Annotated in this window: 16 protein-coding genes; 4 read left to right on the top strand and 12 right to left on the bottom strand. The window is 61.1% G+C overall.

The features are described from left to right. Positions 1–239: 239 nt before the first annotated feature. On the bottom strand, positions 240–1,193 hold the full coding sequence (gene msrP / locus CFB17_RS08350; protein ID WP_088561068.1) for a protein-methionine-sulfoxide reductase catalytic subunit MsrP: 954 nt from the start codon (positions 1,191–1,193) through the stop codon (positions 240–242). 296 nt (positions 1,194–1,489) lie between these two features. On the opposite strand from msrP, the gene CFB17_RS08345 reads away from it, so the two are divergent. Then, on the top strand, positions 1,490–2,881 hold the full coding sequence (locus tag CFB17_RS08345) for a DEAD/DEAH box helicase (RefSeq protein WP_088561066.1): 1,392 nt from the start codon (positions 1,490–1,492) through the stop codon (positions 2,879–2,881). A gap of 40 nt (positions 2,882–2,921) precedes the next feature. Here CFB17_RS08345 and CFB17_RS08340 read toward each other — a convergent pair whose 3' ends face one another. The 3 genes from CFB17_RS08340 to gorA all read right to left on the bottom strand — a co-directional run bounded on the left by CFB17_RS08340 (position 2,922) and on the right by gorA (position 7,029). Beyond that, positions 2,922–4,061 carry a nicotinate phosphoribosyltransferase gene (locus CFB17_RS08340; protein ID WP_088561064.1) on the bottom strand — a complete coding sequence of 380 codons (1,140 nt, stop codon included), beginning with the start codon at positions 4,059–4,061 and terminating at the stop codon, positions 2,922–2,924. A gap of 143 nt (positions 4,062–4,204) precedes the next feature. Beyond that, complete coding sequence (locus CFB17_RS08335; RefSeq protein ID WP_088561062.1) at positions 4,205–5,575, bottom strand: class II 3-deoxy-7-phosphoheptulonate synthase; 1,371 nt, start codon at positions 5,573–5,575, stop codon at positions 4,205–4,207. 62 nt (positions 5,576–5,637) lie between these two features. Then, complete coding sequence (gene gorA, locus CFB17_RS08330) at positions 5,638–7,029, bottom strand: glutathione-disulfide reductase (RefSeq protein ID WP_088561060.1); 1,392 nt, start codon at positions 7,027–7,029, stop codon at positions 5,638–5,640. 174 nt (positions 7,030–7,203) lie between these two features. Between gorA and CFB17_RS08325 the strand changes: the two genes are divergently transcribed. The 3 genes from CFB17_RS08325 (at position 7,204) to CFB17_RS08315 (ending at position 10,016) form a co-directional block, all read left to right on the top strand. Further along, the gene (locus CFB17_RS08325) at positions 7,204–8,256 is read left to right on the top strand and encodes a lysine-2,3-aminomutase-like protein (protein ID WP_088561059.1); all 1,053 of its coding nucleotides are present in this window, start codon (positions 7,204–7,206) and stop codon (positions 8,254–8,256) included. Positions 8,257–8,393: 137 nt separating this feature from the next. Beyond that, positions 8,394–8,564: a DUF1328 domain-containing protein gene (locus tag CFB17_RS08320; RefSeq protein ID WP_088561057.1), complete on the top strand. Its 171-nt coding sequence runs from the start codon at positions 8,394–8,396 to the stop codon at positions 8,562–8,564. Between the two features lie 132 nt (positions 8,565–8,696). Beyond that, positions 8,697–10,016 (top strand): amidohydrolase family protein, encoded by a 1,320-nt coding sequence (locus CFB17_RS08315; RefSeq protein WP_088561055.1) that lies wholly within the window; start codon positions 8,697–8,699, stop codon positions 10,014–10,016. Here CFB17_RS08315 and CFB17_RS08310 read toward each other — a convergent pair. From CFB17_RS08310 to CFB17_RS08275, 8 genes are all read right to left on the bottom strand, one after another. Then, positions 9,992–10,903: a DnaJ C-terminal domain-containing protein gene (locus CFB17_RS08310; RefSeq protein WP_088561054.1), complete on the bottom strand. Its 912-nt coding sequence runs from the start codon at positions 10,901–10,903 to the stop codon at positions 9,992–9,994. The two genes, CFB17_RS08315 and CFB17_RS08310, sit on opposite strands and share 25 nt — an antisense overlap. Before the next feature lie 191 nt (positions 10,904–11,094). Then, a complete protein-coding gene (locus tag CFB17_RS08305) occupies positions 11,095–11,544 on the bottom strand; it encodes an Hsp20 family protein (RefSeq protein ID WP_088561052.1) in 450 nt (149 codons plus the stop codon). Positions 11,545–11,707: 163 nt separating this feature from the next. After that, positions 11,708–12,331, bottom strand: coding sequence for an urease accessory protein UreG (gene ureG, locus CFB17_RS08300; RefSeq protein WP_407642404.1), 624 nt, complete (start codon positions 12,329–12,331; stop codon positions 11,708–11,710). After that, on the bottom strand, positions 12,325–13,044 hold the full coding sequence (locus CFB17_RS08295; protein WP_243389810.1) for an urease accessory protein UreF: 720 nt from the start codon (positions 13,042–13,044) through the stop codon (positions 12,325–12,327). The genes ureG and CFB17_RS08295 overlap by 7 nt, the downstream gene beginning before the upstream one ends. Then, entirely contained in the window at positions 13,004–13,453 is a 450-nt protein-coding gene (gene ureE / locus CFB17_RS08290) for an urease accessory protein UreE (RefSeq protein WP_088561048.1), read from the bottom strand. The genes CFB17_RS08295 and ureE overlap by 41 nt, the downstream gene beginning before the upstream one ends. A 2-nt stretch (positions 13,454–13,455) precedes the next feature. Beyond that, positions 13,456–15,162 (bottom strand): urease subunit alpha, encoded by a 1,707-nt coding sequence (ureC, locus tag CFB17_RS08285; protein WP_088561046.1) that lies wholly within the window; start codon positions 15,160–15,162, stop codon positions 13,456–13,458. A gap of 48 nt (positions 15,163–15,210) precedes the next feature. After that, positions 15,211–15,516 (bottom strand): urease subunit beta, encoded by a 306-nt coding sequence (locus CFB17_RS08280; protein WP_088561044.1) that lies wholly within the window; start codon positions 15,514–15,516, stop codon positions 15,211–15,213. A 13-nt stretch (positions 15,517–15,529) separates the two neighbouring features. Then, positions 15,530–15,832: an urease subunit gamma gene (locus tag CFB17_RS08275; RefSeq protein ID WP_088561042.1), complete on the bottom strand. Its 303-nt coding sequence runs from the start codon at positions 15,830–15,832 to the stop codon at positions 15,530–15,532. Positions 15,833–15,846: the final 14 nt, after the last annotated feature.

Raw genomic sequence — 15,846 nt, 5'->3', positions numbered from 1 at the left:
GTTCTCGGTGAGGCCAATATCCTCACCGTAGGTACAATCGCCGCATTGCCGTGCTCGCAGCGGGCTCCGCGCCAAATGACGGAAGCGTCAACTGGCTGCTTCGATGTCTGGGACTTTTAGCGGCCCTGATCTACTTGGCCGGGCTTTTAGCCGCGCACGCTTTTCTAACGAATTGAACTTATAATAATCCCCTTGAACGTTGCCGTCAAGCCACATATTGACTTACGGCACGCCTACGATCAGCGATAAAGCGGCTCATTCTCCAGGTCTGTGTAGAGGCCCGCTACCTGCTCGGCATAACCATTGAAAAGAAGTGTCGGAATCCGCTGGCCCGTGCCTATTTCCTCCTCGGTAGCTTGGCTCCAGCGCGGATGGGGGACTTTCGGATTGACGTTAGCCCAAAAGCCATATTCGCTAGCTTGTAGTGCTTCCCAGAAACTCTTCGGTCGCTCGTCGGTAAACTCGAAGCATACAACCGACTTAATCGACTTGAATCCGTATTTCCAAGGGATGGTCAGCCGCAGTGGCGCACCATTTTGATTGGGCAAAGGCTTGCCATAGACGCCGATTGACATGAATGCCAACTCATTGCCGGCCTCGGCCAGCGTCAGCCCTTCGACATAAGGCCACGAATACAAAAAACTCTGCTGCCCTGGAGCCATGCTGGGGTCGTTAAACGTGAGCATCTTGAGATAGCGGGCACTGCCGAGAGGTCTGGCATAGTCGACCAACGCCTTGAGCGGAAATCCCGTCCATGGCACGATGATCGACCAAGCCTCGACGCAGCGATGACGGTAGATGCGTTCCTCAACCGGCATCGCCTTAACGAGCTCTTCGATATCGATATCCCTGGGCTGCTCGACCAGGCCCGCGATCTTCACGGTCCAAGGCGACGTCTTGAGCATCTGCGCCGCGTCAGCGATGTCTTTGGACGTTCCGAACTCGTAGAAATTATTATAGCTGGTCACCAGCTTCTCTGCGGTAACAGGTCGATCGACACCGTAAGCTGGATTTTTCCTGGCTGGGTAGACCGCATCGCTGAATCGGGTGGCCTCGTCAGCGACAGCTGGGAAGGATAACCCAAGGCTCCCCCCGATTGCGGCGCCGAGAATATTGCGGCGCCTTAGATAAATTGCCTCCGGCGTCACTTTGCCCTCGGAGACCTCCCAGACACGACGCGAGCGAGTCAGCATCCAAGATCTCCATCCATGCAACTAGGCAATCTCTGCCACCTGCGGCGGAATTCAAGCCTGTGTGCCGAGACGGCCCTTGAAAATTCTATCTCGCTACCGCACAATAGGTCTATCTCGAAAACGAGGCTCGACGCTTCAGGCCGCGTGTAAGCATCGGATCGGACTTCGTCCGTCCGCCTGATTTACTAAGCGTCGCAACTCTTGCATCGCCCGTGCACGCGGGGCGTGACATCAACCCCGCGTGGTCGACCGCATGTAGTCATGCGGCTTGTGCACGCATTCGAAAGACTTCCTCCTTGACGACATTTACCGAACTCGGTCTGGCTCAGCCCCTGCTGAAGGCGCTGGACGCCGAAGGTTACGTGACGCCTACCCCCGTTCAGGCGCAAGCCATCCCCTATATTATCGCGGGCCGGGACCTTCTGGGAATAGCCCAGACGGGCACCGGCAAGACCGCTGCCTTTGCCTTGCCCATTTTGCACCGCCTTCTGAACGACCCGAAGCCGGTCCCCAAAAAGGGATGTCGGGTCCTGGTGCTCAGTCCTACTCGCGAACTCGCCAGTCAGATTCATCAAAGCTTCAAGACCTATGGCCGCTTTGCCAATTTGTCTTCGACAGTCATATTCGGCGGCGTCAGCGGCATGGCTCAGGCCCGCACGATGGCGCGTGGCGTCGATATTCTGGTCGCTACGCCAGGCCGCCTGATCGATCATCTGGGCGAAGGTGCCGTCAGCCTGCGGGATGTCGAGGTGGCCGTGCTCGACGAGGCCGATCAGATGCTCGATATGGGCTTCATTTTGCCAATACGCCGACTCATCAAGGCGATGTCTCCCGTACGACAGAACCTATTCTTTTCGGCGACTATGCCCGACGCCATCGGCTCCCTCGCAGGCGAGATTCTGAGGGATCCTGCCCTGGTCCGAGTTGCGCCGGTTTCCACGACGGCGGAACGCGTCGAGCAGCAGCTCATCTATGCGGAGAAGGCACAAAAGCGCGACGTCCTGGTTTCGCTCCTGCAGCTCCCGAGTGTCGAGCGCGCGATTGTCTTCACCCGCACCAAGCATGGCGCCGATCGCGTGGTCCGACATCTGGATGACGCCGGCGTGCAGTCGGCTGCGATCCACGGCAATAAGAGCCAGGGACAGCGTGAACGGGCGCTGGGCGGTTTCAGGAACGGGCAGCTCAAGGTTCTGGTCGCGACCGATATTGCCGCGCGCGGCATCGACGTGGATGGCATCTCCCACGTAATCAATTTTGAACTCCCGAACGTGCCGGAGACCTATGTTCACCGCATCGGCCGCACTGCCCGCGCCGGAGCCTCCGGCCTCGCAATCTCGCTTTGCGACAGTGAAGAGCGAAGCTATCTGCGTGGTATCGAGCGACTGATCCGCAAGCGCATCTTCGTCATCGATCCCTCGACTCTGCCACGGCCTATCATGGCCCCTCGTCGCGTGGAAGCAGCCACCGCCGAGGGCCCCGATCGGTCTGCCGGCCGCGTGATCACCCGCCCGGGCGGACCATCAAGGCCTGGTCGCAATGCCGACGCCAATGCTACCGGCGCTGGTCCCCGACATCTGCACCGCCAACATGGTCGTGGACCAGGACAAGGTCGCCCGGTCGGCGACGCTGGTGGCGAGCGCCATCTATCGCGGTCGCCTAGGCGGGCTCGTACCGATCGCAGCGCCTGATTGGACGACGCGCAAGGCTAAGGCGAGGCTTCGCCCCGCTTTAGCCCTGCGCGGCCCCGTCCTCGGCACGGAAGAGAAATTCGCGACCGACCTTGACGCGTGAAACGCCGTCATAGGCGATGACGTCGGCGGTGGCGTAGGTTTCGCTCCAGCGCTCCGGCAGGAACGATCCCGTGCCTACGACGTCGACGGGTGCCTTAACGCTCGCCATGAGCTTACACTTGCGCGGATTGAAACCCGAACTGGCGACGATGCGGACTTTCTCGAACCCGGCCTCGTTCAGAGTTTCGCGCATCTTGTAAATCGCGGCAGCGGTCACGCCTGTCCCGGTCAACCAGCCCAACTCTTCCTGAGTTCGGTAGGTCCGGATGGCATGGGGCTGATGGCGCTCCAGCACTGCGTAGGACTGGGCTGTATCCAGTCCCTCGAGAAACCGGCCACCGTGGGTATCGAGGCGCACACCGAGCCTGCCGTCACGGGCCATATCAGGGAAGCGCGCGCAGACCGCCAAGGCATCGGTGATTTCCCGTCCGAAATAATCGACCAGGACGAACAGGGCCTCGTCTGGGAATGTCTCGTGGTACATTTCCGCCGCCCGAACCGTGCTGCCGGCGTAGCCGATAAGTGCATGCGGCATGGTGCCGAGGCCGGCCGATTGGCCAAAGAAATGTGCCGTATCGTCTGTAGCGTTGCCGATAAAACCCTTGGCCCCCTCCTCGCGCTGCGCCCGAGTCGAGCCGACGCTGGCCGCATAGGCCATCATCTCCGCCATCTCGGCACCGGCACAATGCCGCGCATCCATGGCGATAAAGCTAGCATAGGGGAGGTCAGTGGCCATCGTGTAGGCATTGAACGCCGCCACGCAGGTAGGTCCTAGCTTCTGCAGGAAGATCGTCTCAAACTCGACCAGATGACGAAACGAGCCGTGCAGATAAAGCATGGGCTCGCCTGCCCCGACCCAGCCACCTTCGGGAAATAGCGCCTCAACCTCGATCGGCGCTCCTGTCTCGGCGGCTGCCCTCTCGAGCCAGCTTACTGCGAGCCGCGATGCGCACAGCACCGGCCGGCGCATGAAAACCGCGTAGGTTACACGGGTGTCCCCGAACCTCTCAACGATAGCCCGGGTCTTGCTGAAATATTTGTCTGTGAACCGAGCAACATCGTTACCATTGGGACGCATGTGGGTGCCTAAGACGCTGATGATCCGGTCCGCGACCTAGAGCGCTTGCGGCGAAGCTGTCAAATCATCCGCGTCGGCTGGCACATGCTGGTCGATATGAGCCTCGTGGACAGGTCCGCATCGATGATCATCCCGTCCAGGTCCTAACTCGCTTGGCGAAGCGATTCGCGTTCTTCCTTGAGCGCCGCTGCCATCAGAAAAGCCAACTCGAGGCTCTGCTGGGCATTTAGCCGAGGATCGCAGGCCGTGTGGTAGCGGTCGCGCAGGCCGGCATCGGTGATGGCCTGGGCCCCGCCCGTGCACTCCGTAACGTCCTCACCGGTCATCTCAAGATGGATGCCGCCAGGGTGCGTGCCTTCGGCGCGGTGGACCGCGAAGAAGCTACGCACCTCCGAGAGGATGCGATCGAAGGGCCGTGTCTTGTAGCCCGTGCTGGACTTGATCGTATTGCCATGCATGGGATCGCAAGCCCAGACGACCTTGCGACCTTCGCGCTCAATGGCTCGCACGAGTTGGGGCAGATGGGCCTCCACCTTCTCATGGCCCATGCGGCATATGACCGTTAGCCTGCCGGGCTCATTGTCCGGATTGAGCACATCGGCGAGACGCAGCAGGTCGTCGGTTGGCATGGAAGGCCCGGCCTTGACGCCGATCGGATTGGAGATGCCGCGGCAAAATTCGACATGCGCGCCGTCCAACTGCCGGGTACGATCGCCCACCCAGACGAAATGGGCGCTGGTGTCGTAATAACGGCCCGAGGTCGAATCGATCCTGGTCAAGGCCTGCTCATATCCAAGCAGCAAAGCTTCGTGACAGGTATAGAAGTCCGTCCGGGTGATCTCGGTGGTCGTGAGATCGGTAATTCCGCAAGCCGCCATGAAGGCCAGGGCCTCGCTGATACGATTTGCCATGTCGCGATAGCGCTCACCCTGCGGCGAGCGATCGAGGAAACCCATTGTCCACTGATGGACACGGGTCAGCGAGGCATAGCCGCCCTCGGTGAAGGCACGCAGCAGGTTCAAGGACGCGGCCGACTGCATATAGGCCTGGAGTTGACGCTGAGGATCCGGGCGACGCGATTCCGGATCGAAGTCGATGCCATTCACGATGTCGCCGCGATAGACAGGAAGTTCGGTGCCATCAACCGTTTCCATGGGTGCCGAGCGTGGCTTTGCGAACTGTCCGGCCATCCGTCCCATCTTCACGACCGGCATGCCGCCGCCGAACGTTAAGACGACGGCCATTTGCAAAAGCACGCGCAGGCTGTCGCGGATCTTGTTGGCGTTGAAGTCGCTGAATGCTTCGGCGCAGTCGCCTCCCTGCAGCAGAAAAGCCTCCCCTGCCGCAACCTTGGCAAGGCGCTCCTTCAAAGCGCGCGCCTCACCGGCGAAGACAAGCGGAGGATAAACGGCAAGCTTCGCTTCGACTTCGGCCAGCGCTGCGCCGTCCTCGAAACGGGGCATCTGCTGCACGGGCTTGTTACGCCAGCTGCCGGGCTGCCAATCCACGCTCATCGTTCTCAACCTTCAAGACATCGTCGCAAAAAGATACGAAAAGCCGAACGAGTACTTAGCCCTCAGCCCACAGGCTGATAAAGGGTGACGAACTCTTCGGCTGCCGTCGGATGGATAGCTACTGTAGCATCGAATTGGGCCTTCGTCGCGCCTGATGTGAGTGCCACAGCCAGCCCCTGGATGATCTCGGCCGCGTCATCACCGACCATGTGAACGCCAAGAACTCGATCGTTCGACTTGTCGACGACGATCTTCATCATTGTCCGCTCCTTGCCGTCGGGAATCGTATAGAGCATGGGGCGAAATCGGGTTCGATAGATCTGAACGTCGTGACCGGCGGCCCGCGCCGCGGTCTCACTCATGCCGACCGATGCCGCTTCCGGAATGGCAAAGACCGCAGTAGGGACGTAGCGATAATCCACCGGTTGAGGTTCGCGATTGAAAAGGCGCTCGGCCAGTGCACGACCTTCGGCGATGGCAATCGGCGTGAGGTCGAACTGTCCGGCAAACGCCGCATTATGGGCATGTGAGCTACAGTCGCCGATGGCATAGAGGCCCGGAACGACGCTCTCGTAGCGCTCATTGACCAGAATGCGCCCTTGCGGGTCTCGGCTCGCACCCAATTCCACCGCGCCAAGGCCCTCTGTGCGTGCCTTCGCTAACCTGCCGGTAGCCATGACGACCATGTCTGCCTCGATTGGCTGGCGGTCGGTCTCAAGAATCCTCCCTCCGCCGCTATCGAGTATGCGAATGGGCCTCGTATCGGCGTGGATATGGATGCCGCGCTCGACGAGACGGTCACGGAGGTCCTGCCGAAGATCGTCATCGAATCCGCGCAGCGGCAGATCCTGGCGGATAATCAAGTGCGTCTCGATACCAAAGCCGGCCATGAAGCTTGCGATCTCGAGACCGATATAACCGCCGCCCACAACCGCAAGCCGGGCTGGCTGCGGATAGATGTCCTCGAGAATTTCATCAGAGGTCAAGCTGAGCTCGATTCCCTCAATCTCGGGTCGCACGGGATGCCCACCGACCGCGATCACGACGTTGCGCGCCGTTAGCCGCTCCGCTCCGATCTGGACGAGAAAGTCTTGGCCTGCGCGGCCAACGACGCTCCCGTGACCGCGGATGACACGAACCCCGCTCTTCTCGAGCATCGTCGCGTAGATACCGGTCAGACGCTCGATCTCTCGGTTGCGCGCCTGCAGCAGCCGCCCAAAATCAAACTGGGGCTTTGACCCAGCCCAGCCATAGGCTTCCGCTATCTTGAAATAATCCGCGAAATGGGCGCCATAGCGCATGAGCTTTTTCGGCACGCAGCCACGGATGACGCACGTACCGCCCAGGCGACTTTGCTCCGCCAACGCCACCTTGGCACCGTGAGCGGCCGCGCGGCGGGCGCACGCCACACCGCCGGACCCACCGCCCAGAACGAACAGATCGACGTCGGTCACACGACTTCCTCATCAACTCAGTGGATCGGCAAGAGGTCGGCCTTCTGCGCCGACGAATCAAGTGAGCGCGACAGCCTCGCCCGGCCGGGCACTCACCTCTCCGGTGGTGGAAGCCAAAAGGATCCCGCTCATCGGCTTTGCACCTGAGGCGATCCGGCAGTATGAGGCCGGCCCATGGGAACAAAATCGACGATCCGCAGTCCCGCCGACCTTGAGCATGTCGGTCTCGCTTCTCCTAGTCAAAGTGAGGAACTGGCGGCGGTCGCCGCCCGCTACGCGGTCGCCATAACGCCGCTCATGGCCGAAGCGATCGAGCAGCCGAACGATCCGATCGGGCGGCAATTTGTGCCGCGCCTGGAAGAACTCACCAATCGGCCGAATGAGAGCCCGGATCCGATCGGCGACAATGTGCACGAGAAGGTGCCGGGCATCGTTCATCGCTATCCCGACCGGGTTCTCCTTAAGCTCGTCCAGGTCTGCGCCGTCTATTGCCGGTTCTGCTTCAGGCGCGAGGTCGTCGGGCCAGGGCAGCCGCATGTGATGGATGACCAGGCCTTGGACCGAGCGCTGGGCTATATCGCCGACGACGATCATATCTGGGAGGTCGTCGTTACTGGTGGCGATCCGCTGATCGCATCGAGTCGCCGCCTCGCCGCCCTGACCGAGAGGCTGTCGGCAATCCCGCATGTGCGCATCGTGCGCTTCCACACGCGGATTCCACTGGTCGATCCCGGCAGAATCACGCCTGATCTAGTCCGCTCCTTACGAGCCGATGAACTGACCAGTTGGGTGGTCCTGCATGTTAATCATGCCCGAGAGCTCACATCCCTCGGCAAGGAAGCCATTGCTCGGCTCGTAGACGCGGGCATTCCTATGCTCAGCCAGTCCGTGCTGCTCAAGGGCGTCAATGACAGCCCGGCAGTATTGGGCGATCTGATGCGCGCGCTCGTGGAGGCGCGCATCAAGCCCTATTATCTGCATCACCTGGATCTGGCGCCTGGGACCGGCCATTTTCGCTCAAGCGTTGCCGCGGGACAATCGATCGTGAAGGCACTGCGCGGCCGCTGGTCGGGCCTTTGTCAACCTGCCTACGTCCTCGACATCCCGGGCGGCTACGGGAAATCGCCGCTTCAGCCAGCCTACGCCGATCCTGAGGAGGGTGGCTACACAATCGAGGATTTCGAAGGACGACGGCATTTCTATCCTGATGACGTCAGCGATCAATAGGCATTACAAGCTTGGCCTGATACTGCCTGAAGGTCTCGATGAGCGATGTTGGACGGAACCGTCCTGGCAGGCATTCGTTCTCGGCCAAGCTATCCCACGACGTCTGGTATCGCCGCTAAAGAAGAAGGATCGAAAACATGCTTCGATGGGCTCTCATCTTCCTCGTCATTGCGCTCATCGCGGGCGTGCTCGGATTTGGAGGCATTGCCGCCGGAGCAGCGCAGATCGCCAAGATCATTTTCATCGTCTTCATCGTACTTTTCCTGATCGGCTTGATCATGCACGTGGCGCGCGGCCGAAGCGTCTGACCCTGCGGCTGGAGACTTGCCATCTAGCTTGAAGGCTCGACTTCGGTCTCGCATCCTGCGCTCCTGCTAGAGGATGGCGGCCGTTCAAGCCTTGAAGGCTGATGGAAGTCGCTTGCGGGACCAGGAGAGAGAATGAGCGCCGATCTAGTCGTTCGCCGGGCCACGTTGCCGGACGGACAAACGAACCAGGACATCATCATAGCCGAAGGTCGGATCGCCGAGATCCGACCTTCGAGTGATACTCATGGCGAACGCGAGATCGACGCGGCTGGCAAACTCGTCACCGCGCCTTTCATCGACTGCCACTTTCATATGGACGCGACCTTGTCATTGGGCCTGCCCCGGCTCAATCGCTCGGGCACACTGCTCGAAGGGATCGCCCTCTGGAGCGAACTGAAGCCGCTGTTGAAGGTAGAGGCGGTCGTCGAACGGGCGCTTGCCTATTGCGACATCGCTGTTGCTCAAGGCGTCGGCGCCATTCGCAGTCATGTCGACGTCTGTGACGACCGACTAGTCGGTGTCGAAGCCCTTTTGGAAGTCAAGCGCCGTGTCGCGCCTTATCTCGAGCTACAACTCGTGGCTTTCCCACAAGACGGGCTCTATCGCTCGCCAACTGCCTTGGCCAACCTTGTCCGTGCTCTCGACATGGGCGTCGAGGTTGTGGGTGGCATTCCCCATTTCGAGCGAACGATGGCGGAGGGCGCGCGCTCCCTTCGCCAGCTTGTCGAGATTGCTGCGGAACGTGGGCTGATGGTCGACATTCATTGTGACGAGAGCGACGATCCCATGTCGCGGCATATTGAGACGCTCGCCTACGAGGCGGAACGTAACAAGCTGCAAGGCAGGGTGACCGCATCGCATACTACATCCATGCACAGCATGGACAATTACTACGTCTCCAAGCTGTTGCCACTCGTCGCCGAGGCTGGTGTCGCGGCGATTAGCAATCCACTGGTCAACATGGCGATCCAGGGACGGCAGGACACCTATCCAAAGCGTCGGGGTCTAACACGCGTGCCGGAGATGCAGGCCCACGGGATTCCCGTAGCGTTCGGCCAGGATTGCTGCATGGATCCCTGGTACGCGATGGGATCGGGCGACATGCTGGACGTGGCACATATGGCCGTTCACGCACTGCACATGACGAGCCAGGATGAAATCCGTCGTTGCTTTGAGAGCGTTACCACCACGCCGGCGCAAATCTTGGGACTGAAGGGCTATGGCCTGCAGGTGGGTGCAAAGGCAAACCTTGTGCTGCTTGAGGCCGCTGATCCCTTCGAGGCCATCCGTCTGCGGGCAACTCGCCTTCAGGTCATTCGCGAGGGTCGGATCATTGCTTCGACACCGCCACGCCATGCCAGTCTATCGCTAGCCGGACGGCCGGAACGTGTCGAATTCATGCACCAGCCTCTCGCCCGAATGGTGGATCAATCCGCAGCTTCGGCGGGCTGATGGGCGTCGGCCCAGTTTCGCAATTGATCGTCGATCGTCGATGGAAGTTCGACCATCACCCGGACGAGTTGGTCACCATCGAGCTTTCCCTTGACGCCCGGAATGCCTTTGCCACGCAGACGCAAGATCTTACCCGAACTCGTACCCGGCGCCACCTTCAGGCTCACCTGACCGGTCAGGGTCGGGACCCTGAGCCTACCGCCTGCGATGGCCACGGTGAGCGGCAAAGGACAATCAATGAGAATGTCCCGCCCGTCGCGCTTGAACTGCGGATGATCGCGAACCGTTACCTCCACCAGCGCGTCGCCAGCGCCTCCTGCTCCCGACCGGCCCTTGCCGCGTAGGCGCAGCACGTTCCCCGTCTCGGTACCCGCTGGAATATTGAGGTCGAGTGTGCTGCCGTCAGGCAAGTTGACGCGCTTCTTCGCGCCAAGCGCGGCGTCGACAAAATCGAGATCGAGTGAGAGGCGAATATCTTCGCCCATCGACGGCCGTCCGCGTGCACCGCGCCCACCTCCGACACTGCCGAACAAATCGTTCAGCACATCCTCAAAGCCGCCTCCGCCCTGAGAAAAATCAAAGCGCATACCGGCACCGGGCCCGGCTCCGGCACCATTGAAGCCGCCACGTGGATTGAAACCGCCTCCGGCGAACCCCCGCTCCCGGCCGTCCTCATCAATCTCGCCGCGATCGTAAAGCGCCCGCTTATTCTTATCGAGAAGAATATCGTAGGCAGCCGTAACGTCCTTGAACGTGTCCTCAGCCTTCTTGTCGCCCGGATTAACGTCCGGATGATATTTCTTGGCGAGCTTTCGATATGCCTTGGTGATCTCGGCGTCCGTGGCATTACGCTCGACGCCAAGCTTGTCATAGAGAGACCGAGCCATCTGCCATCCATTACCTAGTTGTCAGCGAAGCCCGCTATCAACCGTCTCGTTACTTCACTCTCTGCCCCGCCAGGACGGCGTATAGTTGACAGAAGCGGGCGCAGCTTTGACGCCACGCCCGCCTATGTCGGATCGGTTACTGTCTAGACCACGTGGACCGCAATAGCGATAACCTATGCGATCCTGGCCTGTCACGCAGCCTGGGAAATCGACCTGTCGGCGGGCACAGTGGCTTTACCGATCGCAATCGTACGAGGCTTTAGAGCCTCGGGGATCACCCGCTCAAGTTCGATCTCCAACACCCCGTTGGCTAGATTGGCCGACTTGACCTGCACATGCTCGGCCAGCGCAAAGCGCTGTTCGAAAGCGTTGTGGGAGATTCCTCTACGGATCCATTTGAGCCCGTCGGAGGCACTCTCCTCGCTCTGTTTGGGCTCACCGCGAACGATCAACGTGCCGTCATCGACGGTAAGACTGAGTTCCGTCTCCGCATAGCCAGGCACGGCTAATGCAAGCTTGAAATTATGCTCGCCCTGGGCGACGAGATCATAAGCAGGCGCCAATGGCTTGCGCGCTCCATTGGCAGGAAAGAGTTCGAGACCGCGGAAAGGATCGAAGCTGCTGTTGAAGACGATTGACATAACTACCCTCCATTGAGCGATAGATCAGAGACGCACCCACCAAGTCGAGCCACGTCACTTCTTACAAAACGCTACGCCCAACACTTTGGCACGCTGCGTGTCATACATTTGGGAAGCTGCCGCTCTCCGTCAAGATGCATCGGTCCGCGCCGCCACGGAAAATTCAGGCAGCCCTCAGCCCGCCTTCACGGGCGATGAATGCGACCACTTCGGCTACGCCCTGGTTCGCCTTGATGTTGGTGAAGACCCAGGGACGCTCCTTGCGCATGCGCGCCGTATCGGCTGCCATGACGTCGAGAGACGCCCCCACCATTGGCGCAAGGTCGATCTTGTTGATCACGAGTAGGTCCGATCGAGTAATACCTGGGCCACCTTTCCGCGGGATCTTCTCCCCGCCTGCCACGTCGATCACGTAGATGGTAAGATCGGCCAGTTCAGGACTGAAGGTGGCCGCTAGATTGTCGCCGCCCGATTCGATCAAGAGGAGTTCCAATCCCTCGAAGCGACGGTTCAGATCGGCAATGGCGGCCAGGTTGATCGAGGCATCCTCACGGATGGCGGTATGTGGGCAACCACCGGTCTCGACGCCGACGATCCGCTCGGCATCAAGAGCTCCTGAGACGGTCAGGAGCCGCTGGTCTTCCTTGGTATAAATGTCGTTGGTGACGACAGCCATGTTCCAGCGGTCGCGCATGGCCTTGCAAAGCATCTCGCAAAGGGCGGTCTTGCCGGAGCCCACCGGGCCGCCAATGCCAACGCGAAGAGGTCCATTCGATGCATTCATGATCTGAAAAGCCTCGTATATTGCGTTTCATGCCGCATCGAGCACCAGTCGACCATCAACGTGGCGGTACCGAGATCGTCCAGTGGTGCGAGACGGGCCGCCTCGGCCATCTCGACACATACAGGCTCGAGATTGGCAACGATGCGCTGTCCATCGGTCTGGCCCAATGGGATGAGACGGACTCCGGCCGACGTCAAATTGGCGACAAAGGCATGCAGATAGGCTTCGAGCGCCGGCAGCATCGGAATGGCTGCTACCGCGGCGGCGGCACCGACGGCAATCGGGTAGGCCGGCAGCCTGTCGGGGAGAAGCTCCGCCAGTCGCTCAAGGTCCGGCCAGGCCGCGAGCGTGGTTGTACGAAACGCCTCGCCCTGCGAGAGGGTCTCCAGAGCCAGTTCACGTGTCGGAGCCAGCGCTTCGCCAAGATCACGCAGGCCCACGAGCGTCGGCCGGTCACCTAGCGCCGCAGCCGCGTAAGCATGGGCGCAAAGGATGGCGTCAATTCGGCCCCCGCCATGCCGAAGGACATCATCGAGCCAGTCCTCAAGGCTTGAGCGATCGCCAACGAGCCGTTGCTCCACCGCCCATTCGAGACCATGACTATAGCTGAAGGCGCCGACCGGATAGGCAGGCGAAAGCCAAGCCATCAGGCGATAGAGCCAGGCCGCGGCCGCCTCAGTGGTCATGGTCGTGGCGACCATGATTATGCGTGGCATAGGCACCGCTCTCGGGGTCGAACGCCGCCCGATGCCGCTCGCAGATCAGACCCAATCCGGCAAGCATCGCTTCGAGCACGTGGTCGGGATGAAGACGCAGGCGTCCGGGCAGGATCTGTACTGGCGTGTGGCGATTGCCCAGATGCCAGGCGATGCGGGCAAGTTCGAGCGGCTCGGCCAGCGCCACCTCGATCACGTCCTCCGGCGCGGCGCGAACACGCACGGCAGTTCCGTCATCGAGGGCCAGGACATCGCCCTCCCGGAGGGCGCGCGCCTCCGGAAGGTCGAGAAGAAACTCTGCTCCCTGGTCGGTCGTCAGGCGAAGCCGGCGGCGATGACGCGCGCCATGGTCGAGCGTGACGGTGGCACTGGGCTCGATATCGCCGGTCAGGTGAGTGGCGCGTCGCATGGTCAAAAGAGAAAGTAGCGCTGCGTCATCGGCAGCTCGGTTGCAGGCTGGCAGGTCAATAGTTCGCCATCGGCACGCACCTCGTAGGTTTCGGGATCGACCTCGATATGCGGCGTGGCGTCATTCAGAACCATGGAGGCCTTGCCGATGCCGCCACGCGTGTTCCGCACCGCCGACAAAGGCCTGGTCAGGCCGAACGCATGGGCGATGCCCGCCTGCACGCCAGCGTCGCTGACGAAATGAAACGCGACCTGCGCCGTGGCCTTGCCATAGCCGGCGAACATCGGTCGGTAATGGACCGGTTGGGGCGTGGGGATCGAAGCATTCGGATCGCCCATCGGCGCCGTGGCGATCATGCCGCCCTTGATGACGAGGTCCGGCTTCACACCAAAGAATGCCGGTGACCAGAGGACGAGGTCGGCAAGCTTGCCCTTCTCGATCGACCCCACCTCGTGCGCGATGCCCTGGGCTAGGGCACAGTTGATCGTATATTTGGCAATGTAGCGCCGGACGCGAAGGTTATCGGCGCCATCCTTGTCGCCCGGCAGCGCGCCCCGCTGCTGCTTCATCTTGTGCGCCGTCTGCCAAGTGCGGATGACCACCTCACCTACCCGTCCCATGGCCTGGCTGTCCGAGCTCATCATCGAGATGGCGCCCAGATCGTGCAGGATATCCTCCGCTGCGATCGTCTCCTTCCTGATCCGGCTCTCGGCGAAGGCCACGTCCTCGGCGATATTCTTCTTCAGGTGATGGCAGACCATGAGCATATCGAGATGCTCGTCGATCGTGTTGACCGTAAAAGGCCGCGTCGGGTTGGTCGACGAAGGCAACACGTTGGGGAGACCCACGACCTTTAGGATGTCCGGCGCATGCCCCCCGCCAGCCCCTTCGGTATGGAAGGTATGGATCGTTCGCCCCTTAAAGGCGCCGATCGTATTCTCGACGAACCCCGATTCGTTCAGCGTGTCGGTATGGATGGCAACCTGGATGTCATATCGGTCCGCGACGTCCAGGCAGCAATCGATAGCACCCGGCGTCGTGCCCCAGTCCTCATGCAGCTTCAAACCACAGGCACCAGCTTCGACGACCTCGTGGAGGGCGCCTGGCAAGCTCGCATTGCCCTTGCCGAAGAAACCGAAATTCATGGGCCATGCCTCGGCCGCCTGTAGCAGTCGGGCCATGTGCCAGGGGCCGGGCGTGCAGGTCGTGGCAGCCGTACCGGAAGCTGGTCCGGTCCCACCGCCAAAGAGGGTCGTAATTCCGGCTGTCAGGGCCTCCTCGATGATCTGTGGGCAGATGAAATGGACATGCGTGTCGATGGCGCCCGCCGTCAGGATCTTGCCCTCGCCGCCGATCACCTCCGTACCGGGACCAACGATGATGTCGACCCCGGGCTGGACGTCGGGATTGCCTGCCTTGCCGATCCCGGCAATGCGGCCATCCTTGATCGCCACGTCAGCCTTGATGATCCCCCAGTGGTCGATGATGATGACGTTGGTGATGACCGTGTCGACCGCACCGTCCTGGCGGGTCACCTGGCTTTGGCCCATGCCGTCGCGGATCACCTTGCCGCCGCCGAACTTGACCTCTTCGCCATAGATCGTGCGGTCGGCCTCGATCTCGATGAACAGGTCGGTATCGGCCAGGCGAACCCGATCGCCGGTCGTGGGGCCATACATGTCGGCATAGATGACACGGCTGAGCTTCATGTGGGGCCTCCGAGGCCAAGACGTCTTGGGATGGAAGAAGGGCCTGGCCTAGAGGGCGCCCATCACTTTCTGATTGAAGCCGAAGATCTTGCGTGCGCCACCGATTTCGACCAGCGCCACCTCGCGGCGCTGGCCGGGTTCGAAGCGAACCGCGGTGCCGGCGGGGATCGCCAGACGCATACCCCTGGCCTGATCGCGATCGAAGGCCAGCGCATCGTTCGTCTCAAAGAAATGATAGTGCGAGCCCACCTGGATCGGCCGGTCTCCGGTATTGGCGACGGCAAGTGTTATCGTCCGCCGTCCGGCGTTCAACTCGATTTCGCCGGGCATGGTGATAATCTCTCCGGGTATCATGACGATGCCCCTTTCATCGGATGGGTTCGTGCACGGTAACGAGCTTGGTGCCGTCCGGGAAAGTCGCCTCGACCTGGACGTCGTGGATCATCTCGGCAATCCCTGGCATGACCTGGTCGCGGCTTATCACCTTCGCGCCCTCGCTCATGAGTTCGGCCACCGACCGGCCGTCCCTCGCCCCCTCGACGACGAAGTCGGTGATGAGCGCAACGGCCTCGGGATGGTTCAGCTTGACCCCACGCTCGAGACGACGTCGCGCCACCATGGCCGCCATGCTGATAAGCAGCTTGTCCTTCTCGCGGGGCGTCAGATTCATGACCGGATTCGTTC

The organism is Arboricoccus pini (assembly GCF_900187945.1).
GTDB lineage: Bacteria > Pseudomonadota > Alphaproteobacteria > Geminicoccales > Geminicoccaceae > Arboricoccus > Arboricoccus pini.
The sequence above is the reverse complement of the archived record's forward strand: the minus strand, read 5'-3'. Positions and strand labels throughout refer to the sequence as shown.

Coding starts and splice junctions, on each gene's coding strand:
- msrP (WP_088561068.1), bottom strand. CDS start 1,193: ATGCTGACTCGCTCGCGTCGTGTCTGGGAGGTCTCCGAGGGCAAAGTG.
- CFB17_RS08340 (WP_088561064.1), bottom strand. CDS start 4,061: ATGCGTCCCAATGGTAACGATGTTGCTCGGTTCACAGACAAATATTTC.
- CFB17_RS08335 (WP_088561062.1), bottom strand. CDS start 5,575: ATGAGCGTGGATTGGCAGCCCGGCAGCTGGCGTAACAAGCCCGTGCAG.
- CFB17_RS08325 (WP_088561059.1), top strand. CDS start 7,204: ATGGGAACAAAATCGACGATCCGCAGTCCCGCCGACCTTGAGCATGTC.
- CFB17_RS08320 (WP_088561057.1), top strand. CDS start 8,394: ATGCTTCGATGGGCTCTCATCTTCCTCGTCATTGCGCTCATCGCGGGC.
- CFB17_RS08315 (WP_088561055.1), top strand. CDS start 8,697: ATGAGCGCCGATCTAGTCGTTCGCCGGGCCACGTTGCCGGACGGACAA.
- CFB17_RS08310 (WP_088561054.1), bottom strand. CDS start 10,903: ATGGCTCGGTCTCTCTATGACAAGCTTGGCGTCGAGCGTAATGCCACG.
- CFB17_RS08305 (WP_088561052.1), bottom strand. CDS start 11,544: ATGTCAATCGTCTTCAACAGCAGCTTCGATCCTTTCCGCGGTCTCGAA.
- CFB17_RS08295 (WP_243389810.1), bottom strand. CDS start 13,044: ATGCCACGCATAATCATGGTCGCCACGACCATGACCACTGAGGCGGCC.
- ureE (WP_088561048.1), bottom strand. CDS start 13,453: ATGCGACGCGCCACTCACCTGACCGGCGATATCGAGCCCAGTGCCACC.
- ureC (WP_088561046.1), bottom strand. CDS start 15,162: ATGAAGCTCAGCCGTGTCATCTATGCCGACATGTATGGCCCCACGACC.
- CFB17_RS08280 (WP_088561044.1), bottom strand. CDS start 15,516: ATGATACCCGGAGAGATTATCACCATGCCCGGCGAAATCGAGTTGAAC.
- CFB17_RS08275 (WP_088561042.1), bottom strand. CDS start 15,832: ATGAATCTGACGCCCCGCGAGAAGGACAAGCTGCTTATCAGCATGGCG.